23 protein-coding genes are annotated in these 19933 nt (G+C 67.8%); 16 read left to right on the top strand and 7 right to left on the bottom strand.

The window, feature by feature from the left end:
- Positions 1-74: 74 nt before the first annotated feature.
- Positions 75-1439: a replicative DNA helicase gene (gene dnaB, locus QUG92_RS06705; RefSeq protein WP_069712620.1), complete on the top strand. Its 1365-nt coding sequence runs from the start codon at positions 75-77 to the stop codon at positions 1437-1439.
- 183 nt (positions 1440-1622) lie between these two features.
- On the opposite strand, the gene QUG92_RS06700 is transcribed toward dnaB, so the two are convergent.
- The 3 genes from QUG92_RS06700 to QUG92_RS06690 form a co-directional block, all read right to left on the bottom strand.
- The gene (locus QUG92_RS06700; RefSeq protein WP_251154403.1) at positions 1623-2396 is read right to left on the bottom strand and encodes a hypothetical protein; all 774 of its coding nucleotides are present in this window, start codon (positions 2394-2396) and stop codon (positions 1623-1625) included.
- A gap of 130 nt (positions 2397-2526) precedes the next feature.
- Positions 2527-2931, bottom strand: a complete 405-nt coding sequence (locus QUG92_RS06695) for a hypothetical protein (protein ID WP_175325521.1) — start codon at positions 2929-2931, stop codon at positions 2527-2529.
- Between the two features lie 51 nt (positions 2932-2982).
- Positions 2983-3339 (bottom strand): ArsR/SmtB family transcription factor, encoded by a 357-nt coding sequence (locus tag QUG92_RS06690; protein ID WP_058724395.1) that lies wholly within the window; start codon positions 3337-3339, stop codon positions 2983-2985.
- Between the two features lie 108 nt (positions 3340-3447).
- Between QUG92_RS06690 and QUG92_RS06685 the strand changes: the two genes are divergently transcribed.
- From QUG92_RS06685 to QUG92_RS06655, 7 genes are all read left to right on the top strand, one after another.
- Positions 3448-4836, top strand: a complete 1389-nt coding sequence (locus tag QUG92_RS06685; RefSeq protein WP_289458186.1) for an FAD-dependent oxidoreductase — start codon at positions 3448-3450, stop codon at positions 4834-4836.
- Complete coding sequence (locus QUG92_RS06680; protein WP_289458184.1) at positions 4836-6239, top strand: arsenic transporter; 1404 nt, start codon at positions 4836-4838, stop codon at positions 6237-6239. The genes QUG92_RS06685 and QUG92_RS06680 overlap by 1 nt, the downstream gene beginning before the upstream one ends.
- A 29-nt stretch (positions 6240-6268) precedes the next feature.
- On the top strand, positions 6269-6685 hold the full coding sequence (locus tag QUG92_RS06675) for an arsenate reductase ArsC (RefSeq protein WP_175325518.1): 417 nt from the start codon (positions 6269-6271) through the stop codon (positions 6683-6685).
- 20 nt (positions 6686-6705) lie between these two features.
- The gene (locus QUG92_RS06670) at positions 6706-8103 is read left to right on the top strand and encodes an FAD-dependent oxidoreductase (RefSeq protein ID WP_175325517.1); all 1398 of its coding nucleotides are present in this window, start codon (positions 6706-6708) and stop codon (positions 8101-8103) included.
- 12 nt (positions 8104-8115) lie between these two features.
- A complete protein-coding gene (locus tag QUG92_RS06665; RefSeq protein ID WP_175325516.1) occupies positions 8116-8511 on the top strand; it encodes an arsenate-mycothiol transferase ArsC in 396 nt (131 codons plus the stop codon).
- The gene (locus QUG92_RS06660) at positions 8508-9029 is read left to right on the top strand and encodes a GNAT family N-acetyltransferase (RefSeq protein ID WP_175325515.1); all 522 of its coding nucleotides are present in this window, start codon (positions 8508-8510) and stop codon (positions 9027-9029) included. Before QUG92_RS06665 ends, QUG92_RS06660 begins: the two co-directional genes overlap by 4 nt.
- A 368-nt stretch (positions 9030-9397) precedes the next feature.
- Entirely contained in the window at positions 9398-9625 is a 228-nt protein-coding gene (locus QUG92_RS06655; protein WP_175325514.1) for a hypothetical protein, read from the top strand.
- Positions 9626-9743: 118 nt separating this feature from the next.
- On the opposite strand, the gene QUG92_RS17155 is transcribed toward QUG92_RS06655, so the two are convergent.
- The 4 genes from QUG92_RS17155 to cmtR form a co-directional block, all read right to left on the bottom strand.
- Positions 9744-10640, bottom strand: a complete 897-nt coding sequence (locus QUG92_RS17155) for an IS5 family transposase (RefSeq protein ID WP_434533042.1) — start codon at positions 10638-10640, stop codon at positions 9744-9746.
- Positions 10603-10992, bottom strand: coding sequence for an IS5 family transposase (locus QUG92_RS17150; protein ID WP_007929259.1), 390 nt, complete (start codon positions 10990-10992; stop codon positions 10603-10605). Before QUG92_RS17150 ends, QUG92_RS17155 begins: the two co-directional genes overlap by 38 nt.
- Before the next feature lie 322 nt (positions 10993-11314).
- Positions 11315-11998: a cation diffusion facilitator family transporter gene (locus tag QUG92_RS06640; RefSeq protein WP_289458176.1), complete on the bottom strand. Its 684-nt coding sequence runs from the start codon at positions 11996-11998 to the stop codon at positions 11315-11317.
- Entirely contained in the window at positions 11995-12348 is a 354-nt protein-coding gene (gene cmtR, locus QUG92_RS06635; RefSeq protein WP_289458174.1) for a Cd(II)/Pb(II)-sensing metalloregulatory transcriptional regulator CmtR, read from the bottom strand. The genes QUG92_RS06640 and cmtR overlap by 4 nt, the downstream gene beginning before the upstream one ends.
- Positions 12349-12454: 106 nt before the next feature.
- Between cmtR and QUG92_RS06630 the strand changes: the two genes are divergently transcribed.
- The 8 genes from QUG92_RS06630 (at position 12455) to QUG92_RS06595 (ending at position 19922) form a co-directional block, all read left to right on the top strand.
- A complete protein-coding gene (locus tag QUG92_RS06630; protein ID WP_289458172.1) occupies positions 12455-12817 on the top strand; it encodes an ArsR/SmtB family transcription factor in 363 nt (120 codons plus the stop codon).
- On the top strand, positions 12814-13740 hold the full coding sequence (locus QUG92_RS06625) for a cation diffusion facilitator family transporter (protein WP_175325098.1): 927 nt from the start codon (positions 12814-12816) through the stop codon (positions 13738-13740). Before QUG92_RS06630 ends, QUG92_RS06625 begins: the two co-directional genes overlap by 4 nt.
- A 110-nt stretch (positions 13741-13850) precedes the next feature.
- Positions 13851-15815 carry a bifunctional copper resistance protein CopD/cytochrome c oxidase assembly protein gene (locus QUG92_RS06620; protein ID WP_251155655.1) on the top strand — a complete coding sequence of 655 codons (1965 nt, stop codon included), beginning with the start codon at positions 13851-13853 and terminating at the stop codon, positions 15813-15815.
- 151 nt (positions 15816-15966) lie between these two features.
- Entirely contained in the window at positions 15967-16383 is a 417-nt protein-coding gene (locus QUG92_RS06615; RefSeq protein ID WP_175325097.1) for a hypothetical protein, read from the top strand.
- Positions 16384-16770: 387 nt separating this feature from the next.
- Entirely contained in the window at positions 16771-17364 is a 594-nt protein-coding gene (locus tag QUG92_RS06610) for a M23 family metallopeptidase (protein WP_344714282.1), read from the top strand.
- A gap of 12 nt (positions 17365-17376) precedes the next feature.
- Positions 17377-17973, top strand: coding sequence for a copper resistance CopC family protein (locus QUG92_RS06605; protein ID WP_175325095.1), 597 nt, complete (start codon positions 17377-17379; stop codon positions 17971-17973).
- A 23-nt stretch (positions 17974-17996) separates the two neighbouring features.
- A complete protein-coding gene (locus QUG92_RS06600; protein ID WP_251155654.1) occupies positions 17997-19229 on the top strand; it encodes a M23 family metallopeptidase in 1233 nt (410 codons plus the stop codon).
- Positions 19230-19244: 15 nt separating this feature from the next.
- Positions 19245-19922: a DsbA family protein gene (locus QUG92_RS06595; RefSeq protein ID WP_175325093.1), complete on the top strand. Its 678-nt coding sequence runs from the start codon at positions 19245-19247 to the stop codon at positions 19920-19922.
- Positions 19923-19933: the final 11 nt, after the last annotated feature.

Here is a 19933-nt window from a genome sequence, read left to right as displayed (position 1 = left end):
GGGTGTCGGTCGTCCGGGGTAGAACAGCCGGTGCGGACCGCGGTCCGTGCCAGTACCGACAAGAGGGAGTCCGTGTGTCGATCGCGCATCTCGATCCGTCCCCGCAGGACCTGGCCGACCGCGGGGTGGACCGGACCCCGCCGCACGACCTGCTGGCGGAGCAGTCGACGATCGGCGGGATGCTGCTGTCGAAGGACGCCGTCGCCGACGTGATCGAGACCGCGCGCGGTGTGGACTTCTACATCCCCAAGCACGAGGTCATCTTCGACGCGATCCTGTCGCTCTACTCGCACGGCGAGCCGACCGACGTCATCGCGGTCACCGACGAGCTCACCAAGACCGGCCTGCTGTCCCGCGCCGGCGGCGCCGAGTACCTGCACAGCGTCACGAGCATGGTGCCGACCGCCGCGAACGCCGGCTACTACGCGGCCATCGTCGCCGAGAAGGCGGTGCTCCGCCGCCTGGTCGACGCCGGCACCCGCATCGTGCAGATGGGCTACGCGTCGGAGGGTGAGGTCACCGACCTCGTCAACAGCGCCCAGGCAGAGGTCTACAACGTCGCCGGCGGCGTGCAGACCGAGGACTACGTCCCCTTGACCGACGCCATCGGCGCGGCCATCGACGAGATCGAGGCCGCGAAGGGCCGCGACGGGCAGATGACCGGCGTGCCGACCGGGTTCAGCGGCCTCGACGCCCTGACGAACGGCTTCCACCCCGGGCAGCTCATCATCGTCGCTGCCCGACCCGCACTCGGCAAGTCGACGCTCGCGCTCGACCTGTGCCGCGCCGCCGCGCTCAAGCACGACCAAACCGCCGCGTTCTTCTCGCTCGAGATGGGCCGCGCCGAGATCGCCATGCGCCTGCTGTCCGCCGAGTCGAGCGTGCCCCTGCAGAACATGCGCAAGGGCACCGTCGACTCCCGTGACTGGACCACGATCGCGCAGACCCGCGGTCGGATCAACGACGCACCCTTCTTCATCGACGACTCCCCCAACATGACGCTCGTCGAGATCCGGGCGAAGTGCCGCCGACTCAAGCAGCAGCACAACCTGAAGCTCGTCGTCATCGACTACCTGCAGCTGATGACCTCGGGCAAGAAGGTCGAGAGCCGCCAGCAGGAGGTCTCGGAGTTCTCGCGTGCCCTCAAGCTGATGGCGAAGGAGCTCGGCGTGCCGGTCATCGCGCTGTCGCAGCTGAACCGTGGTCCCGAGCAGCGTGCGGACAAGAAGCCGATGATCTCCGACCTGCGTGAGTCGGGGTCGATCGAGCAGGATGCCGACATGGTGATCCTGCTGCACCGTGAGTCGGCGTACGAGAAGGACAACCCGCGGCAGGGTGAGGCGGACCTGATCGTGGCGAAGCACCGCAACGGGCCGACGGACACGATCACGGTGGCGTTCCACGGGATGTTCTCGAGGTTCGTGGACATGCCGCAGTAGGGGACTTTGTTGTCGTCCGCCAACGAACGTGTCCAACTGCCACACAACGTGTCCTGAAATACGGAGGTGGACACGTTATTTGGCAGTCCCGCCGGTCTTCCTCAGACCTGAGTGACCACGCGGTGGCGTCGTGACCGCTCGCTACCTCGGCGCCCGCGAGGAGTGGTGTGTCCCTACTCGGCGTTACGCCAGCCCGGCGCTCAGATCGTCGTGCCGAACTGCCCGTCGTCGATGCTCGATGCTGACTCCGCCAGGGAACAGGTTGATGAGGACCAGTAGGTACGCCTCGTACCACTCATCTGCGATCTCTTCAGCGCGGCGGATGCGCTGGAGATCCTGCTCGGCGAAGCTGATTAGCTCCGGGTATTCGTCTTTGTCGACCGGTTTGTACGTGCCAGCATCCAGCCATCGATGTTCATCTGCCTGCCAAATCAGGCCAACGTAGTCGCGTTCATCGCCGGACAAGGGCTCGAAACCGAACTCCCAGTTGTCGGCCCACGCCTTTCCGAGCTCACTTGCGACGTAGCCGTCGGGTTCCGGCGTCTCGTCCGGGATTGGTTCATGGGGGTACCGCATGATGGTGTTTCCGTCCGCTGCGTAAAACACAACCTCACCGGTCAGTAGGGCGTAGACCACTGAGTGACGTTTACCTCTGCTGGCGAGATCGCCGCGGAACATCCACAGCGCCATGTCCGCCTGCTTCTGCCAGTCGTCCCATGCCTCCGCAGGCTCCGGCAGCGTCTCGCCGGGTGGCTCAATCGTCCACATGGTTCGGTCCCCGAGGACCCACGTCAGAGTGGCCCGTTGAGTCGCATCGGGTTGGAACCGCAACGTCTCTGGCCCGTTCTCCTCGCCGGCGACGGTCAGGCGGGGAGCGTTGAAGTGACGGCGGACCGCAGAGTGGTCGACCTGATGCGCCGGCCATTGATAGCGGATCTCGAGCACTACCGTCGCCACGCGAACCTCCCGCGACGTCGTACTGGTCGCTGACTCAGCGTGCCGTCTCCGTCGTCGGGCTCGTTGGGAGTGGTCGCCGCCACGGTCCCATGCTCTACCGCTTTGCTGGACGCGGGTTTCGATCGTTCGATCAGAATTGGATGTAGCCGTTCCAAGCTGCCTCTGCTTTTGCTCCGTCATCACCGAAGATGTCAGGGTCGACTGGGAAGTGCTCGTTCCGGAAGTGGTCCAGCTCCAGCTGCGCACGATCTCGGAGTGTCGCTCGGTCCTCGTCGGGATGTCCCAAAGCAAGCATGGCGGTGCGCCGCTCGATGACGGCATCCCACAGTTGTCGTCGGCTGACTTCCGCGATCAGTTGCGAAGCAACGAGCATCGAGTTGAACTCAAGCGATCCAGCGAATCGGTCCATCAAGGTGACAAGGTCTCTGTCCTTCACCTCGGTGAACACCTTCGGCTGCTTGCGTTGCTCCTCCATCATCCAACGGATCTGTGCACGGGCGTCCGCAATTGGGTTGGATTCTTGCTCGTCGGTCATGTCTTCATCCTCACCGTGCGGAGGCTTCATCGCGAGGTGAGTTTGGTGATCTCAGCGGGTGGGTGAGGTGAGCAGTGCCGCGACTGATTCGAGGGCGCCGGGGACGAGGGAGAAGTAGGCCCACGTGCCGCGCTTCTCCCGGTGCAGGATGCCGGCGTCGACGAGCACCTTGAGATGGTGCGACACGGTCGGCTGAGACAGGCCGAGCGGTTCCTGCAGGTCACAGACGCACGCTTCTGCACCCTCGTGCGCGGCAACCATCGAGATCAGCCGGAGCCGCGCAGGGTCAGCGATCGCCTTCAACGACTTCGCGAGGACTTCGGCGGACTCCTGCGTCATCGCTTCCGTCGTGACAGGCGAGCAGCATGCGGTGACGTCCTGGATGGGAAGCAGCTCGATCGTCGTCATCGCACCATCATCCCACGCCCTTCGATGCAGGTCTATATTTGCGTTCATCGATATCGACGTGCTTCGATGTTCCTGCTCGACTTCCGATCGATCTAAAGGACCGACCCGATGACTCACCTTGTTGCCGTTGGGGGCAGCGACGCCGGCATCGCCGCAGCGCTCCGCGCCCGTGAGCTGGACCCGTCGACCGACGTGACGGTGGTCCTCGCCGACGAGTTCCCGAACTTCTCCATCTGCGGCATCCCCTACTGGGTCTCCGGCGACGTCGCTACGGAAGCGTCTCTCGCGCACCGCACCCGCGGAGACCTCGAAGCCGCCGGGATGACCGTCCGCTCCTCCACCTGGGCTTCCGCCGTCGACGTCGACCGCCAGTTGCTCTCCGTCACCGGCCCGGCCGGTGAGGAGCAGATCGCCTACGACGAGCTGCTGATCGGGACCGGCGCGGAGCCGGTCCGCCCGGCCGGGATCCCGTTCGGTAAGCCCGGCATCCACCTGCTGCACTCGATGACCGACGCCGAGCAGGTTGTCGCCGCCCTGGAGCTCCTGCCTGCCGGCAGCCGCGTCGCGGTCGTCGGCGCCGGCTACATCGGTCTCGAGATGACCGAGGGGCTCGTCGCCCGCGGGTTCGACACGACGCTGATCCAGCGCGGCCCGGAAGTGCTCTCCACCCTCGACCCGGGACTCGGGTCCCTGGTCACCGAGGAGGTCCGTCGGCACGGTGCGACGGTGCTGACCGGTGCGACCGTCACCGGAATCACGCCCGCTGGCGGCGGGCAGTGGAGCGTCGCGACTACCTCCACGTTTGGGGACGCCGCCGGAACGTTCGCGCTCGTGGTGGTCTGTGTCGGGGTGCGGCCGGTGACGGATCTCGCGGTCGCGGCAGGTGCGCAGCTCGGGCAGGCCGGCGCGATCGTCGTCGACGAGCAGATGCGCACCGGGGTGCCGCACGTGTGGGCAGCGGGTGACTGCGTCGTGACACACCACCGCCTGCTCGGGACGACCTGGCTGCCGCTCGGGACAACCGCGCACAAGCAGGGACGCGTCGCCGGGGAGAACATGCTCGGCGGGTCCCGGACCTTCGCGGGCTCGGTGGGGACGCAGGTGGTGAAGGTGTTCGACCTCGTCGCCGCCCGCACCGGCCTCCGCCACCACGAAACCGCCCCGCTGGACGTATCGCCGCTGAGCCGGTTGACGGTCGCGGATGACCACAAGCGGTACTACCCGGGTGCAGTGCCGCTGACGATCAGCGTCACCGGCGACCACACGTCCGGCAAGCTCCTCGGCGCGCAGATCGTCGGGGAACGGTCCGCGGAGATCAGCAAGCGCATCGACATCTTCGCCACCGCCCTCCACGCCGGCCTCTCGGTGGACGACGTCATCGACCTGGACCTCAGCTACACGCCGCCGCTCGGGTCCCCGTGGGATGCCGTGCAGGTCGCCGCGCAGGGCTGGGAACGCGCCTCCGCGGCAGCCAACCCGGCTGGGGTGTGCGGCTGATGGTGCTGGCGGTCGTCGCCGCGGCGATCTTCGTCGCGACGCTCGTGGTGGTGATCTGGCAGCCCAAGGGCTTCCCGATCGGCTACACCGCACTCATCGGCGCGGTCACCGCCCTCGCGACCACGGTCGTTGGGCTCGGGGACGTGCCGACGGTGGTCGGGATCGTGTGGAACGCGACGTTGACGTTCGTCGCGGTGGTGCTGATCTCGTTGATCCTCGACGAGGCCGGGTTCTTCGAGTGGGCCGCACTCCACGTCGCCCGCTGGGGCCGCGGGAACGGTCGGCTGCTGTTCGTGCTGATCGTCGGCCTCGGCGCGGTCATCGCGGCCGTGTTCGCCAACGACGGGGCCGCGCTGATCCTCACCCCGATCGTCGTCGGGATGCTCCGCGCGCTGAACATGCCAGCGAAGGCGGCGCTGGGGTTCATCCTCGCCACCGGGTTCATCGCCGACACCGGCAGCCTCCCGCTGGTGGTGTCGAACCTGGTCAACATCGTCTCCGCCGACTACTTCAGCCTCGGCTTCGCCGAGTACGCCGCCGTCATGGTGCCCGTCGGCATCGTGTCCGTGCTGGCGTCCCTCGGGATGCTCCTGGCGTACTTCGGCCGGAGCATCCCGAAGCAGTACGACGTCCTCGCCCTCACCCGGCCCACCGCCACGGTGAAGGACCGGGCGACGTTCCGCGCCGGATGGGTGGTCCTCGCCGTGCTGCTGGTCGGCTACTTCGCCGCCGACCCGCTCGGGGTGCCCCTCGCCGCCGTCGCTGGTGTCGGCGCGGTCGTGATCGTGCTCGTCGCCGCCCGGCAACCCGCGTTCCTCTTCGCCCGCCAGGCGGCGTCCCCAGTCCTCGTCACCACCGGCGGCACCGCCACCGTCACCGCCGGCAGTGGTGGCCCCGGTGGTGGGTCGGGGCGGGTGATTCCGGTGTGGAAGACGATCCGAGAGGCCCCGTGGCAGATCGTGCTGTTCTCGATCGGCATGTACCTCGTCGTCTACGGGCTGCAGAACCAGGGCCTCACCGACTACCTCGCCCGCCTGTTCGACGTGTTCGGGGACCACGGGGTCCTCGTCACCGCGCTCGGGGTCGGATTCGTGATCGCGATCCTCGCGTCGCTGATGAACAACATGCCGACCGTCCTCATCGCCGCCCTCGCGATCGGCGGAGCCGGCGCGACCGGGCTCACCCACGAGGCGATGATCTACGCCAACGTCATCGGCTCCGACCTCGGCCCAAAGATCACCCCGATCGGGTCGCTGGCGACCCTGCTGTGGTTGCACGTGCTCGACCGGAAGGGCATCCACATCGGCTGGGGACAGTACTTCCGCACCGGCATCGTGCTGACCGTCCCCGTCCTCGCCGTCACCCTGACAGCCCTCGCCGGCTGGCTCACCCTCATCCGATGACCACGCCCACGCCTACCGAAAGCACCGCCATGACCGCGACCCCCACGATCCTGTTCGTCTGCGTCCACAACGCCGGCCGCTCCCAGATGGCCGCCGGCTACGCCCAGACCCTCGGTGGCGACCGCGTGCAGGTCCTCTCTGCAGGCTCCGCGCCGAAGGACCAGATCAACCCCGTCGCGATCGAAGCGATGGCGGAGGACGGCATCGACATCGCCTCAAACCAGCCGAAGATCCTCACCACCGACGCCGTCCGCGAGTCCGACGCGGTCATCACGATGGGCTGCGGCGACGCGTGCCCGATCTTCCCCGGCAAGCGGTACGAGGACTGGGACCTCACCGACCCCGCCGGGAAGGGCATCGACGACGTCCGCCCCATCCGCGACGAGATCAAGACCCGCGTGCAAGCGCTCCTGGCCGAGCTACTGCCCGCCGAAGCATCCGCCTGACCACCGGAAGGACCATGACCATGACGCTCACCCTCACCGTCCCACCCCATGCCGACGCGGACCGCCTCACCCGGCTGCCCGTCGCCGTCATCGGCGCCGGCCCCGTCGGGCTCGCCGCGGCCGCGCACCTGCTCGAGCAGGGTCTGCCCGTCGTCGTCTACGAAGCCGGCGACCAGGTCGGCACGTCCGTCCGTGCGTGGGGGCACACCAGGCTGTTCTCCCCGTGGCGGTACGTCATCGACGACGCCGCCCGCCGGCTCCTCGAACCCACCGGTTGGGCTGAGCCGCGCCGGTCGTCGCTGCCGACCGGCCACGACCTCGTCGCCCAGTACCTCGAACCCCTCGCCCAGACGCCCGAGCTGGCACCGGTGATCCGGTACGGGGTCCGCGTCGAAGCGGTGTCCCGGCAGGGCATGGACCGCACCCGCTCCGCCGGCCGCGCCGACACCCCATTCCTCCTCCGCCTCCACACCGCGGACGGCGTCGAGGACGTCACCGCCCGCGCCGTCGTCGACACCTCCGGCACGTACACGTCCCCGAACCCGCTCACCGCCGCCGGCCTCGACCCCACAGCCGACCTCGGCGACCGCATCGCGCACGCTCTGCCCGACGTGCTCGGTGTCGACCGGGCACGATTCGCCGGGAAGCGGGTCCTCGTCGTCGGTGCCGGCCACTCGGCCGCGAACACGCTCATCAAGCTCGCCGCCCTCGCGAAGGACGAACCGGGCACGACGCTGCTGTGGGCGATCCGGAACGCCGGCACTGCGCGCCTCGGCGCGGACGCCGCTGACGGGCTCGCCGCACGCGGGCAGCTCGGCTCGAATGTGCACGGGCTCGTCGAGTCCGGGCAGGTCGACCAGCTTGCCTCGTTCGAGATCGACGACGTCCGTCCTGACGGCGACCAAGTCACCGTCACCGGCCGCCGCTCCGGGGAGCCGTTCACCGTCATCGTGGACGTTGTGGTGAACGCGACGGGGTTCCGGCCTGACCTCGACATGCTCCGCGAGATCCGCTTGGGCCTGGACGACATTGTCGAAGCACCGCGGGCGCTCGCGCCGCTGATCGACCCGAACCTGCACTCTTGCGGCTCCGTTCCGCCGCACGGTGTCGCGGAGCTGGCGCACCCGGAGCCGAACTTCTTCATCGCCGGCATGAAGTCCTACGGCCGCGCCCCCACGTTCCTGCTCCTCACCGGGTACGAGCAGGTCCGCTCCATTGCCGCGGAACTCGCCGGCGACCACCAGGCCGCCCGCGACGTGCAGCTCGTGCTCCCCGAGACCGGCGTCTGCACCACCGATGTCGGCGGCTCATCCTCCTGCGGTGTTCCCGCGACGACCGAAGCGGCTGAGGGGTCGTCGTGCTGCGCCGCGCCCGCGCCGGCCGCGCCGCCCGCCAGCAGCTCCTGCTGCACGAACTGAACCGGACCCCACATGACCGACAAGCCCACCGTGCTGTTCATCTGCAAGCACAACGCCGGCCGCTCCCAACTCGGCGCAGCCCTTCTCGAACTCGCCGCCGACGACCGCTACACCGCCACCTCCGCAGGGGTCGCCCCCGCCAACGAGGTGAACCCGTCGATCGCCGTGACCGTCGCGGAACTCGGCCTCGACATCAGCAACCGCACCCCACGGCAGGTCACGCCCGAGCTGCTGGATCAGGCCGACGTCGTCGTGCTGATGAAGCCCGGCCTGAACCTTCCCGCGACGCCCCGCGGGACGGTGTTGCAGTGGTCGTTCCCGGACCCGGACTCCTGGTCCCCCGACGACGTACGCCCCATGCGCGACGCCGTCGCCGCTCGCATCCAGGACGAGCTCCTGCACCCATGACCGACGACACCCCGGTCTCCATTCGGCCGATGACCGCCGCCGACTGGCCAACTGTCGAGGCGATCTACCGGGAGGGCATTGCCACCGGGAACGCGACGTTCGAGGCGGAACCGCCGACCTGGGAGGCATTCGACGACGGGAAGCTGCCCGAGTATCGGTTCGTCGCCGTCGATGGCGACGAGGTCCTCGGCTGGGTGGCGGTCTCTCCGACCTCCGCCCGGCCGGTGTACCGGGGCGTCGTCGAGCACTCCGTCTACGTCGCCGCCGCAGCGCGCGGCCGCGGCGTCGGACACCTGCTCCTCGACGCACTGATCGCGTCGACCGAGGCAGCCGGCATCTGGACCATCCAGTCCGGGATCTTCCCCGAGAACACCGCCTCCCGAGCCCTCCACGCCCGCCACGGGTTCCGCGAACTCGGCACCCGCGAACGCATCGGCCTCATGACGTTCGGGCCGTGGGCCGGACAGTGGCGCGACAACGTCCTCGTCGAACGCCGAAGCCCCCACGCCGGCTCCTGAGCAGGAGCGGCACGCCCCGATCCGCATGCTTGCAGGTATGTTCCCAAACCCGCTATGCTGTGGCACGCGTCATTAGTGCGCGCAAAAAGCCAGTCCATCGGACTGGCTTTCGTCATGTCCGGCCTGAATCGTAGGCTGGAACCGCTCGGAACGACTCTGCCCTCAGCGCAGCACCCGAGCACCACGAACAGGCCGGTCCCGTCAGGGCCGGCCTTTTCCATGCCCGCAACGCGCGAGCACACAGCAAGCCGACCGCTCCCGCATAGGGGTACCACTCGCCCACCGGGCGCTCGCGTCGGCTTCCGACGCTCTAGACCCCCGCCCACAACGGGCGGGCTGGCCACACGGCCAAACCCGAAGGAGGCAACATGCCCATCACCGACACCACGGTGGACATGCTGACGGCCTTCGGCGGCACCATCCTGACCGGCGTCATCACGGTCGTCCTCGCCGTGCTCGGCTTCCTCCTGCGCAAGCAGGTCGTGGAGCTGGTCAAGCACATCGTGGACGTCGTCGACGATCGCACGCTGGCCAGAGACCCCGAGCGGGCACGCATCGTCGCAGAACTGCGACGAGCCCGCCTTGGGAAGAAGTAGCCGCCGAAAAAACGCCAACCCTCATTCGGGAAGGAGAGCTCTACCTTGACTTGTATCGATAGGGGTGCCTCATGTGAGATTGCAAGCACCAATGGCCCGTCTTCCTAGGGCGTGTTGATCAAGAAGGTGCGGGGTGGCCAGCCGCCGCGAGTTGCGCGAGAGAATGGGCGTATGAAGATCCAGGTGCTGCATATCGAGGATTGCCCGAATTGGCAGGAGGCGGGCGATCGAGTACGGCTGGTGCTCGACTCGATCGGACGGGGCGATGTTCCGGTGGAGTTCGTGTTGATCCGCACCGAGGCTGAGGCGGTGAGCTCTGGTTTCGCGGGCTCGCCCACGATTCTTCTGGACGGTCAGGACTTGTTCCCGTCCCAGGGGAACACTGCCGACTTGGCGTGCAGGGTCTATCTGACCGAGCGCGGCTTTGCGGGTGCGCCGACGGTGGGACAGCTTGAGCGCACGCTGCAGGAGCGCGAAGCGCTCGGCGGAGATCGGTCTTGATCCAGATCAGCGCCGCGGCGAGGCTGACGGCGGCTCGGTAGTTGCGGGCGAGTTTGTCCGAGCGCATCGCGATGCCGCGCCACTGCTTGAGACGGTTGAAGCAGCGTTCTACGACGTTGCGTCCCTTGTAGCGTTCCTTCTGCTTGTCGCCGAAAGCGATCGGCCGGCCCGGCTTCTTGCGGCGGTGCGCGATCTGGTCGTCCCGCTCGGGGATGGTCGCCGCGATCCTCCGGTCGCGGAGCCAGGCGCGGTTCGCCCTTGAGGGGTACCCCTTGTCGGCGAGCACCCGGTCGGGGCGGGTGCGGGGGCGGCCCTTCCCGTCGCGGGGAACGCGGATGTTCTCCAGCACCGCGCTCATCATCGTGGTGTCGTTGATGTTCCCGGCGGTGATCATCATGCTCAGCGGCCGGCCGCGGCCGTCGCAGACCAGGTGCAGTTTGGTCGTCAGCCCGCCGCGGGAGCGTCCGATCCCGTGATCAGGCGGCTCGGACCACGGATTCTTGTGATTCGGCACAGCCCCCTGTGTCCCGGGCGAGGGTCGCGCCGTGCTGATGCACGCGCGCGATCGTGGAGTCGATCGAGACGACCCAGTCGATTTCCCCAGCGGCGTCGGCCTGCTTCTGCACCTCGGTGAGCAGCTTCTGCCAGGTGCCGTCCCCGGCCCACCGGTTGAACCGCTTGTAGATCGAGTTCCACTTCCCGAACCGTTCCGGAACGTCACGCCACGGCGCACCGGTCCGGTACTTCCACGCCATCCCCTCGATAGCGAGCCGGTGATCCGTCCACGGCCGCGACCGACCGGTCACCGTCGGCATCAACGGCTCCATCACGGCCCACACCTCGTCAGAGATCTCCTGTCGCGTCACCGTTCAAGACTCACCCACCGAGGAGCGGAACCTCTTGATCAACACGCCCTAGCCAGATGGGCCGCGGGACGGTCTGCCGAGACCCCTACAGACCGAGCAGGCGACATGCACCCACCCGCCGCTCGACGTCATCGAGACTGTCGTATCGGAACCGGAGCCCCGAGCGGAGCATGCACACCTGGCACTGTTCCGGCAGCGCCTCGACGTCCGCGACGGGCTCTCGATCGTCCGCAGACCAGAGCCGGTACCCGTCCGCGATGGCCTCGAACTCGAACCAGTCGAGCAGGAACCGCTCCCCGCGCTGCACAAGGAGCCCAGCCCGTCAGCAGCAGTCGCAGGTGTCGACGTCGCGCTCACCGGTCAGCGCCGACACCGGCTGCTTACACGCGTCGCCGCGCCAGGCCTCCAACCCCTCCCGGACCGCGAAGACCACCACGACCAGCCCCGCCACCGGGTCAGCCCAAGTCCACCCGAACAGCGTGTTCAGCAGTAGGCCAACCAGGACCGCGGCGGACAGGTAGCTGCACACGAGGGTCTGCTTCGAGTCAGCGATAGCGGACGCGGAGCCGAGTTCCTTCCCGGTGCGCCGTTCCAGCAAGCTGAGGAACGGCATCACCGCGAGGCTCACCGCGGCGAGGACGATGCCAACGGTGCTGTGCTCTGGCTCGCGAAGCCCGGCGAAGGTGAGGCCGGCGTCGACGGTGACGTACAGCGCGAGGCCGAAGAACGACACCGCGATGACCTTCAACGCGGTGCGCTCGCGCGCTTCCGGGTCGCGGCCGGCGAACTGCCACGCGACCGCTCCAGCGGAGAGCACTTCCACGATGGAGTCGAGACCGAACCCGATCAGCGCTGTGGAGGACGCCACCGTGCCGGCGGCGATCGCGATCACGGCTTCGATCACGTTGTAGGTGATCGTCGCGGCGACGATCCACCGCACCCGTCGCTGCAACAGCGTCCGACGCGCGGCGGTCAGGGGCGCACCAAGCTGCATCGCGGCGCTCATGCGCCGGCTCCGCAGCACAGCGGGACGTCGCAGTCCTCGTCCGTACACTCGGCGCCGTCATCGACGGCGAGAACGACGTCGACCAGTGCGCCCAGCGCTCGCGTGAGGTGCGGGTCCGCGATCTCGTACCGGGTGCTGCGCCCCTCCGGGACGGCGACGACGATGCCGCAGCCGCGGAGACACGCAAGGTGGTTCGACACGTTCGTGCGGGTCAACCGCAGCTCGTCCGCCAGGCGTGCCGGGTAGCCGGGTTCGTCCAGCAGCCGAAGCAGGATCCGGGCTCGGGACGGATCGGCCAGGGCACGTCCGAGACGGGTCATCACGTCAAGCCGCGAAGCAATGGTCAGCATGCGGTGACTATACAGTCTCCAATGACGTGTAGCTGGTAGTTGTCGACTACAGAAACCGACGGACACGGCGTTGCCGTCTGCCTGCTCGCCATGCAAGGATATTCGCATGAGCGAATATTCGAACGTGGGACTGTCGGAGTTTGACGATGCTCACGTCGAGGTTGCGGCCGAGATCTTCTCGATGCTCGCTGATCCCACCCGGATTCGCCTGATCCTGGCGTTGCGGGAGGACGAGTTGTCGGTGAACCATCTCGCGGCGACGGTCGACCGGTCGCAGGCGGCGGTGTCTCAACACCTGGCGAAGCTGCGGATGGCGCGGATGGTGACCACCCGGCAGGAGGGCAATCGCGTGTTCTACCGGCTGGCGAACGACCACGCGAACAAGCTCGTGCACGACGCCATCTTCCAAGCCGAGCACACGGTCGGCGACGTGGTGCGACACCACCACAGTGCGGAGCACGACGCATGAGCACCGGACATGACCACGCCGCGGACGCGCACGCGCACGCAGTGAATCGCAAGCGCCTCGCAATCGCGTTTTCGATCACGGCGACGATCCTTGTCGCGGAAGTGGTCGGCGCGATCCTGACCAACAGCCTCGCCTTGTTGGTCGATGCGGCACACATGCTCACCGACGCCGGCGGCCTCGCGACCGCGTTGATCGCAGCGAACCTCGCACGCCGACCGGCCACAGCGAAGCGCACGTGGGGGTTCGCTCGCGCGGAAGTGCTGTCTGCGACCGCGCAGGCTGCGGTGCTGCTGGCGGTGGGTCTGTTCGTGCTGATCGAGGGTGTTCAGCGGTTGTTCGCGCCGCCGGAGATCGCTTCGGCGGGGCTGCTGACGTTTGGTGTGATCGGCCTGGTCGGCAACATCGCGTCGATCCTGGTCCTGGTCAGCGGACGAAACGCGAACTTCAATCTTCGGGCGGCGTTCCTCGAGGTCGTCAATGACGCGCTCGGGTCCGTCGCGGTCATCGTCGCCGCGCTCGTCATCACGGTCACCGGATGGGGTGGCGCGGATGCGATTGCGGGGTTGCTGATTGGCGTTCTGATCCTTCCGCGGGCCTTCAAGCTGCTTCGTGAGACAGTGAGCGTGCTGCTTGAGACCACCCCGTCGGGTCTGGACCTCGACGCGGTGCGGCAGCACCTCCTGGAACGGGACCGCGTCGTGGATGTGCACGACTTGCACGCCAGCCAGATCGCGACCGGACTGCCCGTGCTGACGGCGCACGTCATCGTCGACCGCGACTCCTTCACAGACGGTTCACTGCCGGCGCTTCTGGATGAGCTGCAGACCTGTGTCGCCGAGCATTTCGAGGTCAGCGTCGAGCACTCGACATTCCAGCTCGAACCTGCCGGTCACACGCAGCACGAGCACACCCCACACACCTGATCGGACTCCATGCCCCGCACCGACCACCGCACCCAAACCCGCGCAGGCAGGTGGCTTCGGTGACCGCTCCCACAGCCCCTCAGCAGCTCAGCCGACAGGGTGCCAATACGGTGACGGTGCTGACCGTCGCCGTGCCCGTTGCCCTTGGCTGCGCGCTGCTCGGCCTGACGATGACCGGCGCGCTGAACGAGGAAACGCAGCTCGTCGACGCCGGCAGCCTCGTCCGTTGGGGCATGCCCGTCGCACGAGTCCTACATGACGCGATGGCGGCCGTCACTGTTGGGCTGTTGATCGTGGCCGCGTTCGCGTTGCCGGCCCGCCGCACCGACCACGGCGCTGTCTCCAGCGTCCAACACCGTGCTGCCCGGTGGGCGGCAACATCGGGAGCAGTCTGGTTCCTCGCCGCTGTCGCGGGCATCGTGTTCACCGGCGCGAACACAATTGGCGCTCCCATCGGCAGCGCCGTGTTCAACCGGATCTTCCCGGAGTTCTTGTTCCGCCTGGAGGCAGGCCAGGTGTACCTGGTGTCCGCCATCGCGGCGCTGATTGCAACAGTCCTCGCCGCCTTCGCGACTCGCGTAACGACCCTCGCTGTCGCGACCGTTGCTGCGCTCTTCGCGCTGCTGCCACTATCTCTCTCCGGTCACGCCGCGGGTTCCCTGGAACACGCCAACGCCGTGAACTCCCTGGCGATTCACCTCGTCGGGGTGTGCGTATGGGTCGGGGGGCTCGTCGCGGTGCTGCTGCTGCGGACCCGCACCAAGGGTGCCACCGGCCGGGTCATCGCCCGCTACTCGGCCCTTGCCGGGTGGGCGTTCGGCGCGGTCGCGTTCTCCGGCGTTGTGAACGCTTCGCTCCGTCTCACCGGCCCGCTGGACCTGGTCACCACCTCCTACGGGTGGCTGATTACCGTGAAAGCTGGAGCTCTGGTGCTCCTCGGCGTTGCTGGTGCGGTCCAACGACGAAAAATCGTCCCGGGGCTGCTGCGCGAGCCCACGAACCGACGGCTGTTCGTCCGGTTCGCGTTAGCGGAAATCGTGTTCATGGCGATCGCCATCGGCGCATCCGTGGCCGTATCTCGCAGCCAGCCGCCGATCCCACAGGCCCCTACAGTTGGCGCGGACACGCGCGACGGGCTGATCGGGTACACGTACCCGGATCCGCAGACGCTTCAACGGTTTCTCACCGCATGGCACTGGGACTGGGTGTGGACCGCCCTCGCCGTGACCGGGATCGTCTGGTATCTCCTGGCCGTCCGGAAACTACGGCAGCGCGGCGATCGGTGGCCGATCGGTCGCACGATCAGCTGGGTGCTCGGCTGCGCGGTGTTCATCTGGACGATGAACGGCGGCCCCGCCGTGTACGGCATGATCCACTTCTCCAGCCACATGATCCAGCACATGCTGCTGATGATGTTCGTCCCGTTGCCGCTGGTCCTTGGCGGTCCAGTTCTCCTTGCCCTCCGGACCCTGCCGATCCGCAACGACGGCTCCCGTGGCGCCCGCGAGTGGCTGCTGCTGTTCGTGCACTCGAAGTGGATGCAGTTCCTCGCCCAACCCGCCGTCGCCGGTGTCATCTTCGCCGGCTCACTGGTCGCGTTCTACTTCACAGGTGCGTTCCAAGCGTCGATGCAGTCCCATGAATGGCACGTCGCGATGGTGCTGCACTTCGTGCTCAGCGGGTACCTGTTCTTCTGGGTCTTCGTCGGAATCGACCCCGGCCCCCGCCGGCCGCCGTACCCGATCCTGATCATCGCGTTGCTGGCGACGCTGGCGTTCCACGCGTTCTTCGGCGTCGCGGTGATGAGCAGCGCAACCGTGTACGCGCTCGACTGGTTCCGTGCTCTCGGACAGACCGACACCGCAGCGCTCCTGGCGGACCAACGCACCGGCGGCGGGATCGCCTGGGGAGCGGGTGAGTTGCCGATGGTGTTCGTCGCGCTCCTCGTCGTCCGGAACTGGCGACGCTCGGAAGAGCGCACCGCGAAACGCCTCGACCGGCAAGCTGACCGGGACGGCGACGCAGACCTGACCGCCTACAACGACCGGCTCGCCGCCCTCAACGACCGTGACTAGCCCAACAGCAGCACGACCCGCCACTGGCGCCGGTTTGCAGTGCTCTCCCATCCGGATCCCCGACAATCAGCGCGGCGGCAACACGCCACCATCCAGTCTGTGCGGCGCGAACGCGTCCTGCACACTGGATGAAGCCGCGCACGGCCCCCACATGATCATGACGACACTTCGCCACGACCTCCCGCTCCGGCTGCTTCGAGCAGTCACCGCGGTCGTTGCTGCCGTCTTGCTGCTGCTGGGTGCGCTAACACTGCAGAACCTCGCCAGCCACACCGACGAAGCAATCCCGACGCTCACCGGCGCCGTCGCATCTGCCCTCGACACAGCCGAAGTCGACCCGGCGGCGACGCATGTGGATGCGGAGCATGGTGCCGCGAGCATCTTCTGCGCCCTGCTCGGGTTGGCGGCGATGGTCGTTGGCGCGGTCGCCGCGCTGGCAGCGATCACCTCGCCGCGGCGGTCGCTGTTCACCCTGTCGCAGATGCTCGCCCGTGTGGCCATGGTGCCGCGGCGTATGGCAGCACCATCAGCGGTATCGCTGACGGTGCTCTCGATCGCGCGCGTCTGATCACTCTTCCAGACGACCCTGCGCTGCGGGGCCGTCAGTTGCGTCCTGCCCGCACCTCACCGGAAGACCTTTCGACGCGTGAATACTCCCGCACCCACCCCTGCCAACTCCGAACGTCCCTTGGCTCCACTGACCCGCCGTGAAGCCCTTGCCGCTGAGCGCCTCGAAACCCGTTCGCGCCCCGTCACCCGCAGACGGGTGACTGCAGGAACCGGTGGTCGCAGCACCCCTCGCCGGACTGTGACGCCGCCGGCTCCAGTCGCAACGTCCGCTGGTCGGGCGCGTCCCGTCCCGTCAGCTGCAGCCGCGACGGCGGCAGCGGCAGCGGTGGTGCTATTCGCGTCCGCAGCCCTCCCGGGCCCGACTGCGGTCGCGGCCACACCCGGGATGCCACTAGCAACTGCGGCGCCCGCGCAGACACTGACCGTCGCAGCCGCAGCACTCGACCCGAACCTCACCCGCGACAGCTTCACGGTCTCCGCCCCTGCACCGGCCCCCGCGACGTCGGCAGGCTCGTCAGGAATACCGGCAGTGGGGGCGTCGACCGGCGGTGGGGACGTGCAGTGGCCGTTCCCCGGCCCGGTGCCGATGAGCTCCGGGTTCGGGTACCGGATCGCCCCATGCGCAACCTGCTCAAGCGCCCACCAGGGGCTGGATTTGACGCCTGGTATGGGGACGCCGATCGGTGCCGTCGCTGCCGGCACCGTGCGCGTCGCCGGCCGACATTCGGAATTCGGCCAGTACGCGATCATCGACCACCGCATCAACGGTCGACTGGTTTCCACCCTCTACGCACACATGATCGTCGGCTCCTCGCCGCTGCGGGTCGGGCAGACCGTGGCCGCAGGCGACCGGGTCGGTCTCGTCGGTTCCTCCGGCCGGAGCACCGGCGCGCACCTGCACCTCGAAGTGCACCAGGACGGCACCACGCCCATCAATCCGGACACGTGGCTTCGCGCCAACGCTGGCCGTGTCTTCTAGGAAAGGTTCCCCGTGCGTCTTCGCGCTCTGATCGCCACCGCAGTTCCCGTTGCGGTCCTCGCCGCTGTCCTCGTCACCGCAACCCCAGCCGCAGCCCACGACGCCCTCGCGTCCGCCAACCCAGCCGCCGACAGTACTGTCGCCGGGGACCTCGACCAGATCACCCTGACGTACTCAGAGCCGCCGCTCGCAGCGCTGGAGAGCGGCATCATCATCAGCGTCGTCGACCCGGACGATGAAGAAGTCACCACCGGCCAGATCACCGTGGACGGCAGCACCCTCACCAAGCCGATCACCATCACCACGCCCGGTTCCTACACCGTCACCTGGCGGAGCGTGTCTGTCGACGGTCACCCCATCTCCGGCAGCTACCAGTTCACCTCCACCGGCAGCACACCCTCCCCCACCCCATCCGCGTCAACCCCGCAGGAGACCCCCACTCCGACAGCTGCAGCGTCATCCGCGGCGACTCCTGCCGCCTCCGGCGCGGAATCGGCCCCGAGTAACAGCGCCGGAATCTGGGTCCTTGCCGGCCTGACCGCCCTCTTCATCGTGGCAATCGTCGGGATTCTTCTCCTCACTCGCCGCCGCCCGAAGGCACCCGAGTGATGCGCCGGCATGTCCTCGCCGCCGTGACTGCCCTCACTGTCGCCGTCGCCAGCTTTGTCATAGCCGTCCCCGCCGCCGCGGCGACCGCGCCGACATGGGCTGATGTGCTCGAGGCGCGGAAGAGTGAAGCGGCCGCGGAATCGAAAGCCGCGGAGATCACTGCCCTGGTGCAGCAGCTCGAAACCGCGACCGCCGCAGCGAAGCAGACTGCAGCAGCCCGCGGCAAGGAGCTGCAAACTGCGCAAGATGCAGCGGACACCGCAACCGGCAAGTACGACACCCTCACCAAGCAAGCCAGCACCGCCCGTTCAGAAGCAGCAGGCGCTGAGGAGCAGATCGCGGCGTGGTCGGCGTACCTGTCCCGGTCGGCCGGGCGTGACCTGACCGCATCGATCACCGCGGATAGTGACACCCTCCTCGAGCGGCTCGGCACCGCGTCAAAGGTGACCGACACCATGAACGCTGCGCTCGAGGACGCGGCAACCCGCGCCGGAACCGCGGAGGCGTTAACCAAGCAAGCAGCCGCCGCCCGCCGCGAACGGGACCGGTTGCAGCAGAAGGCAGCTGACACCTTCGCTGCCGCTACGGCAGCCGCCACAGAGGCTGCCGAGGCCGAGACGGCGCAACGATCCCGGAAGCAGGAACTCACCGACCAGCTTGCAGTCCTGCGGGACCACACGCTCAACACCGAGTCGGCGTACGCAGAAGCGGAACGGCGCCGCGTCGCAGCAGCCCGAGCGGAAGCTGCCCGGATCGCCGCAGCAGCAGCTGCGGCCCGCGCAGCACAGACCCCACCAAGCACTGCAGACTCAGCGGCTGCACCAGGCGGGAACCCAGGGGCCGCGTCGTCGTCCGGATGGACGAAACCGATCCGGTCGTACTCGTCGTACCAGGCCTACGGCAACCGCCTCCACCCAATTCTCAACTACTACCGGCTGCACGCCGGCGACGATTTCGGAGCCGCGTGCGGCACCGGCCTCTACGCCGTCGCTGCCGGCACCGTCACCTACGCGGGCCCCTATGGCGACTACGGCAACCTCATCACCATCGACCACGGCGGCGGCGTCACCAGCAACTACGCGCACATGTTCTCCTCGGGGGTGCTCGTGCGAGCTGGCCAGAAAGTCAGCGCCGGCCAGACCGTCGCCGCAGTCGGTAACGCCGGCCTGTCCACCGGCTGTCACCTCCACTTCGAGATCCGTCAGAACGGCACCCCCGTCCCCCCGACACCGTTCCTCAACGCGCGCGGCGCGTGATTGAAAGGCCAGCACATGACCAAAAGCGCCCGCATCGGCATCATCTCCGGCGTCATCGCCGGAGCGCTCGTCATCATCCTCATCGCCGTGTTCGTCATCCGGGCGAACATCGAAAACACCCGTGCTGGTACTCCAGCCAGCACGGCAGCGGCCACAGCTGAAGCGCTCACGCCGACGCACGTACTCGGCGAGGAAGGCGACGGAGCGATCACCGTCGTTGAGTTCCTCGACTTCGAATGCGAAGCGTGCGGTGCGTTCTACCCCTACGTCGAACAGCTCCGGAAGGACTACGCCGGCAAGATCACGTTCGGGTTCCGCTACTTCCCGCTCCCCGGACACGGCAACTCCCGCACCTCCGCAAGCGCAGTCGAAGCAGCAGCTCGCCAGAACCAGCTCGAGCCGATGTACCAGCGGATGTACGAGACGCAAGCCGAGTGGGGTGAGCGGGGCACCGACTCCCAGGCCGACCGGTTCCGCGGCTACGCCGAAGACCTCGGCCTCGACATGCGACAGTACGACCGCGACGTCGACAGCTCCAGCGTGCAGAAGCTCATCCAGGACGACGTCAACCTCGGCACCCAGCTCGGTGTGAGCAGCACCCCGACGTTCTTCATCAACGGCAAACCGGTCACGCTGCAGTCGTACACCGACCTGCAGGACGCCGTCGACGCAGCACTCGAGGAAGCCCAATGAGGCCCCGGCAA

This window comes from Curtobacterium citri (assembly GCF_030362955.1).
GTDB classification, from domain to species: domain Bacteria; phylum Actinomycetota; class Actinomycetes; order Actinomycetales; family Microbacteriaceae; genus Curtobacterium; species Curtobacterium citri.
This window is presented reverse-complemented; position numbering and strand designations above follow the sequence as displayed.

Bases quoted from the DNA above. Each gene is read 5' to 3' on its own strand.
- QUG92_RS06695 (WP_175325521.1), bottom strand. From the start codon at position 2,931: ATGACCGACGAGCAAGAATCCAACCCAATTGCGGACGCCCGTGCACAG.
- QUG92_RS06690 (WP_058724395.1), bottom strand. From the start codon at position 3,339: ATGACGACGATCGAGCTGCTTCCCATCCAGGACGTCACCGCATGCTGC.
- QUG92_RS06685 (WP_289458186.1), top strand. From the start codon at position 3,448: ATGACTCACCTTGTTGCCGTTGGGGGCAGCGACGCCGGCATCGCCGCA.
- QUG92_RS06680 (WP_289458184.1), top strand. From the start codon at position 4,836: ATGGTGCTGGCGGTCGTCGCCGCGGCGATCTTCGTCGCGACGCTCGTG.
- QUG92_RS06675 (WP_175325518.1), top strand. From the start codon at position 6,269: ATGACCGCGACCCCCACGATCCTGTTCGTCTGCGTCCACAACGCCGGC.
- QUG92_RS06670 (WP_175325517.1), top strand. From the start codon at position 6,706: ATGACGCTCACCCTCACCGTCCCACCCCATGCCGACGCGGACCGCCTC.
- QUG92_RS06665 (WP_175325516.1), top strand. From the start codon at position 8,116: ATGACCGACAAGCCCACCGTGCTGTTCATCTGCAAGCACAACGCCGGC.
- QUG92_RS06660 (WP_175325515.1), top strand. From the start codon at position 8,508: ATGACCGACGACACCCCGGTCTCCATTCGGCCGATGACCGCCGCCGAC.
- QUG92_RS06655 (WP_175325514.1), top strand. From the start codon at position 9,398: ATGCCCATCACCGACACCACGGTGGACATGCTGACGGCCTTCGGCGGC.
- QUG92_RS06640 (WP_289458176.1), bottom strand. From the start codon at position 11,998: ATGAGCGCCGCGATGCAGCTTGGTGCGCCCCTGACCGCCGCGCGTCGG.
- cmtR (WP_289458174.1), bottom strand. From the start codon at position 12,348: ATGCTGACCATTGCTTCGCGGCTTGACGTGATGACCCGTCTCGGACGT.
- QUG92_RS06630 (WP_289458172.1), top strand. From the start codon at position 12,455: ATGAGCGAATATTCGAACGTGGGACTGTCGGAGTTTGACGATGCTCAC.
- QUG92_RS06625 (WP_175325098.1), top strand. From the start codon at position 12,814: ATGAGCACCGGACATGACCACGCCGCGGACGCGCACGCGCACGCAGTG.
- QUG92_RS06615 (WP_175325097.1), top strand. From the start codon at position 15,967: ATGATCATGACGACACTTCGCCACGACCTCCCGCTCCGGCTGCTTCGA.
- QUG92_RS06610 (WP_344714282.1), top strand. From the start codon at position 16,771: ATGCCACTAGCAACTGCGGCGCCCGCGCAGACACTGACCGTCGCAGCC.
- QUG92_RS06595 (WP_175325093.1), top strand. From the start codon at position 19,245: ATGACCAAAAGCGCCCGCATCGGCATCATCTCCGGCGTCATCGCCGGA.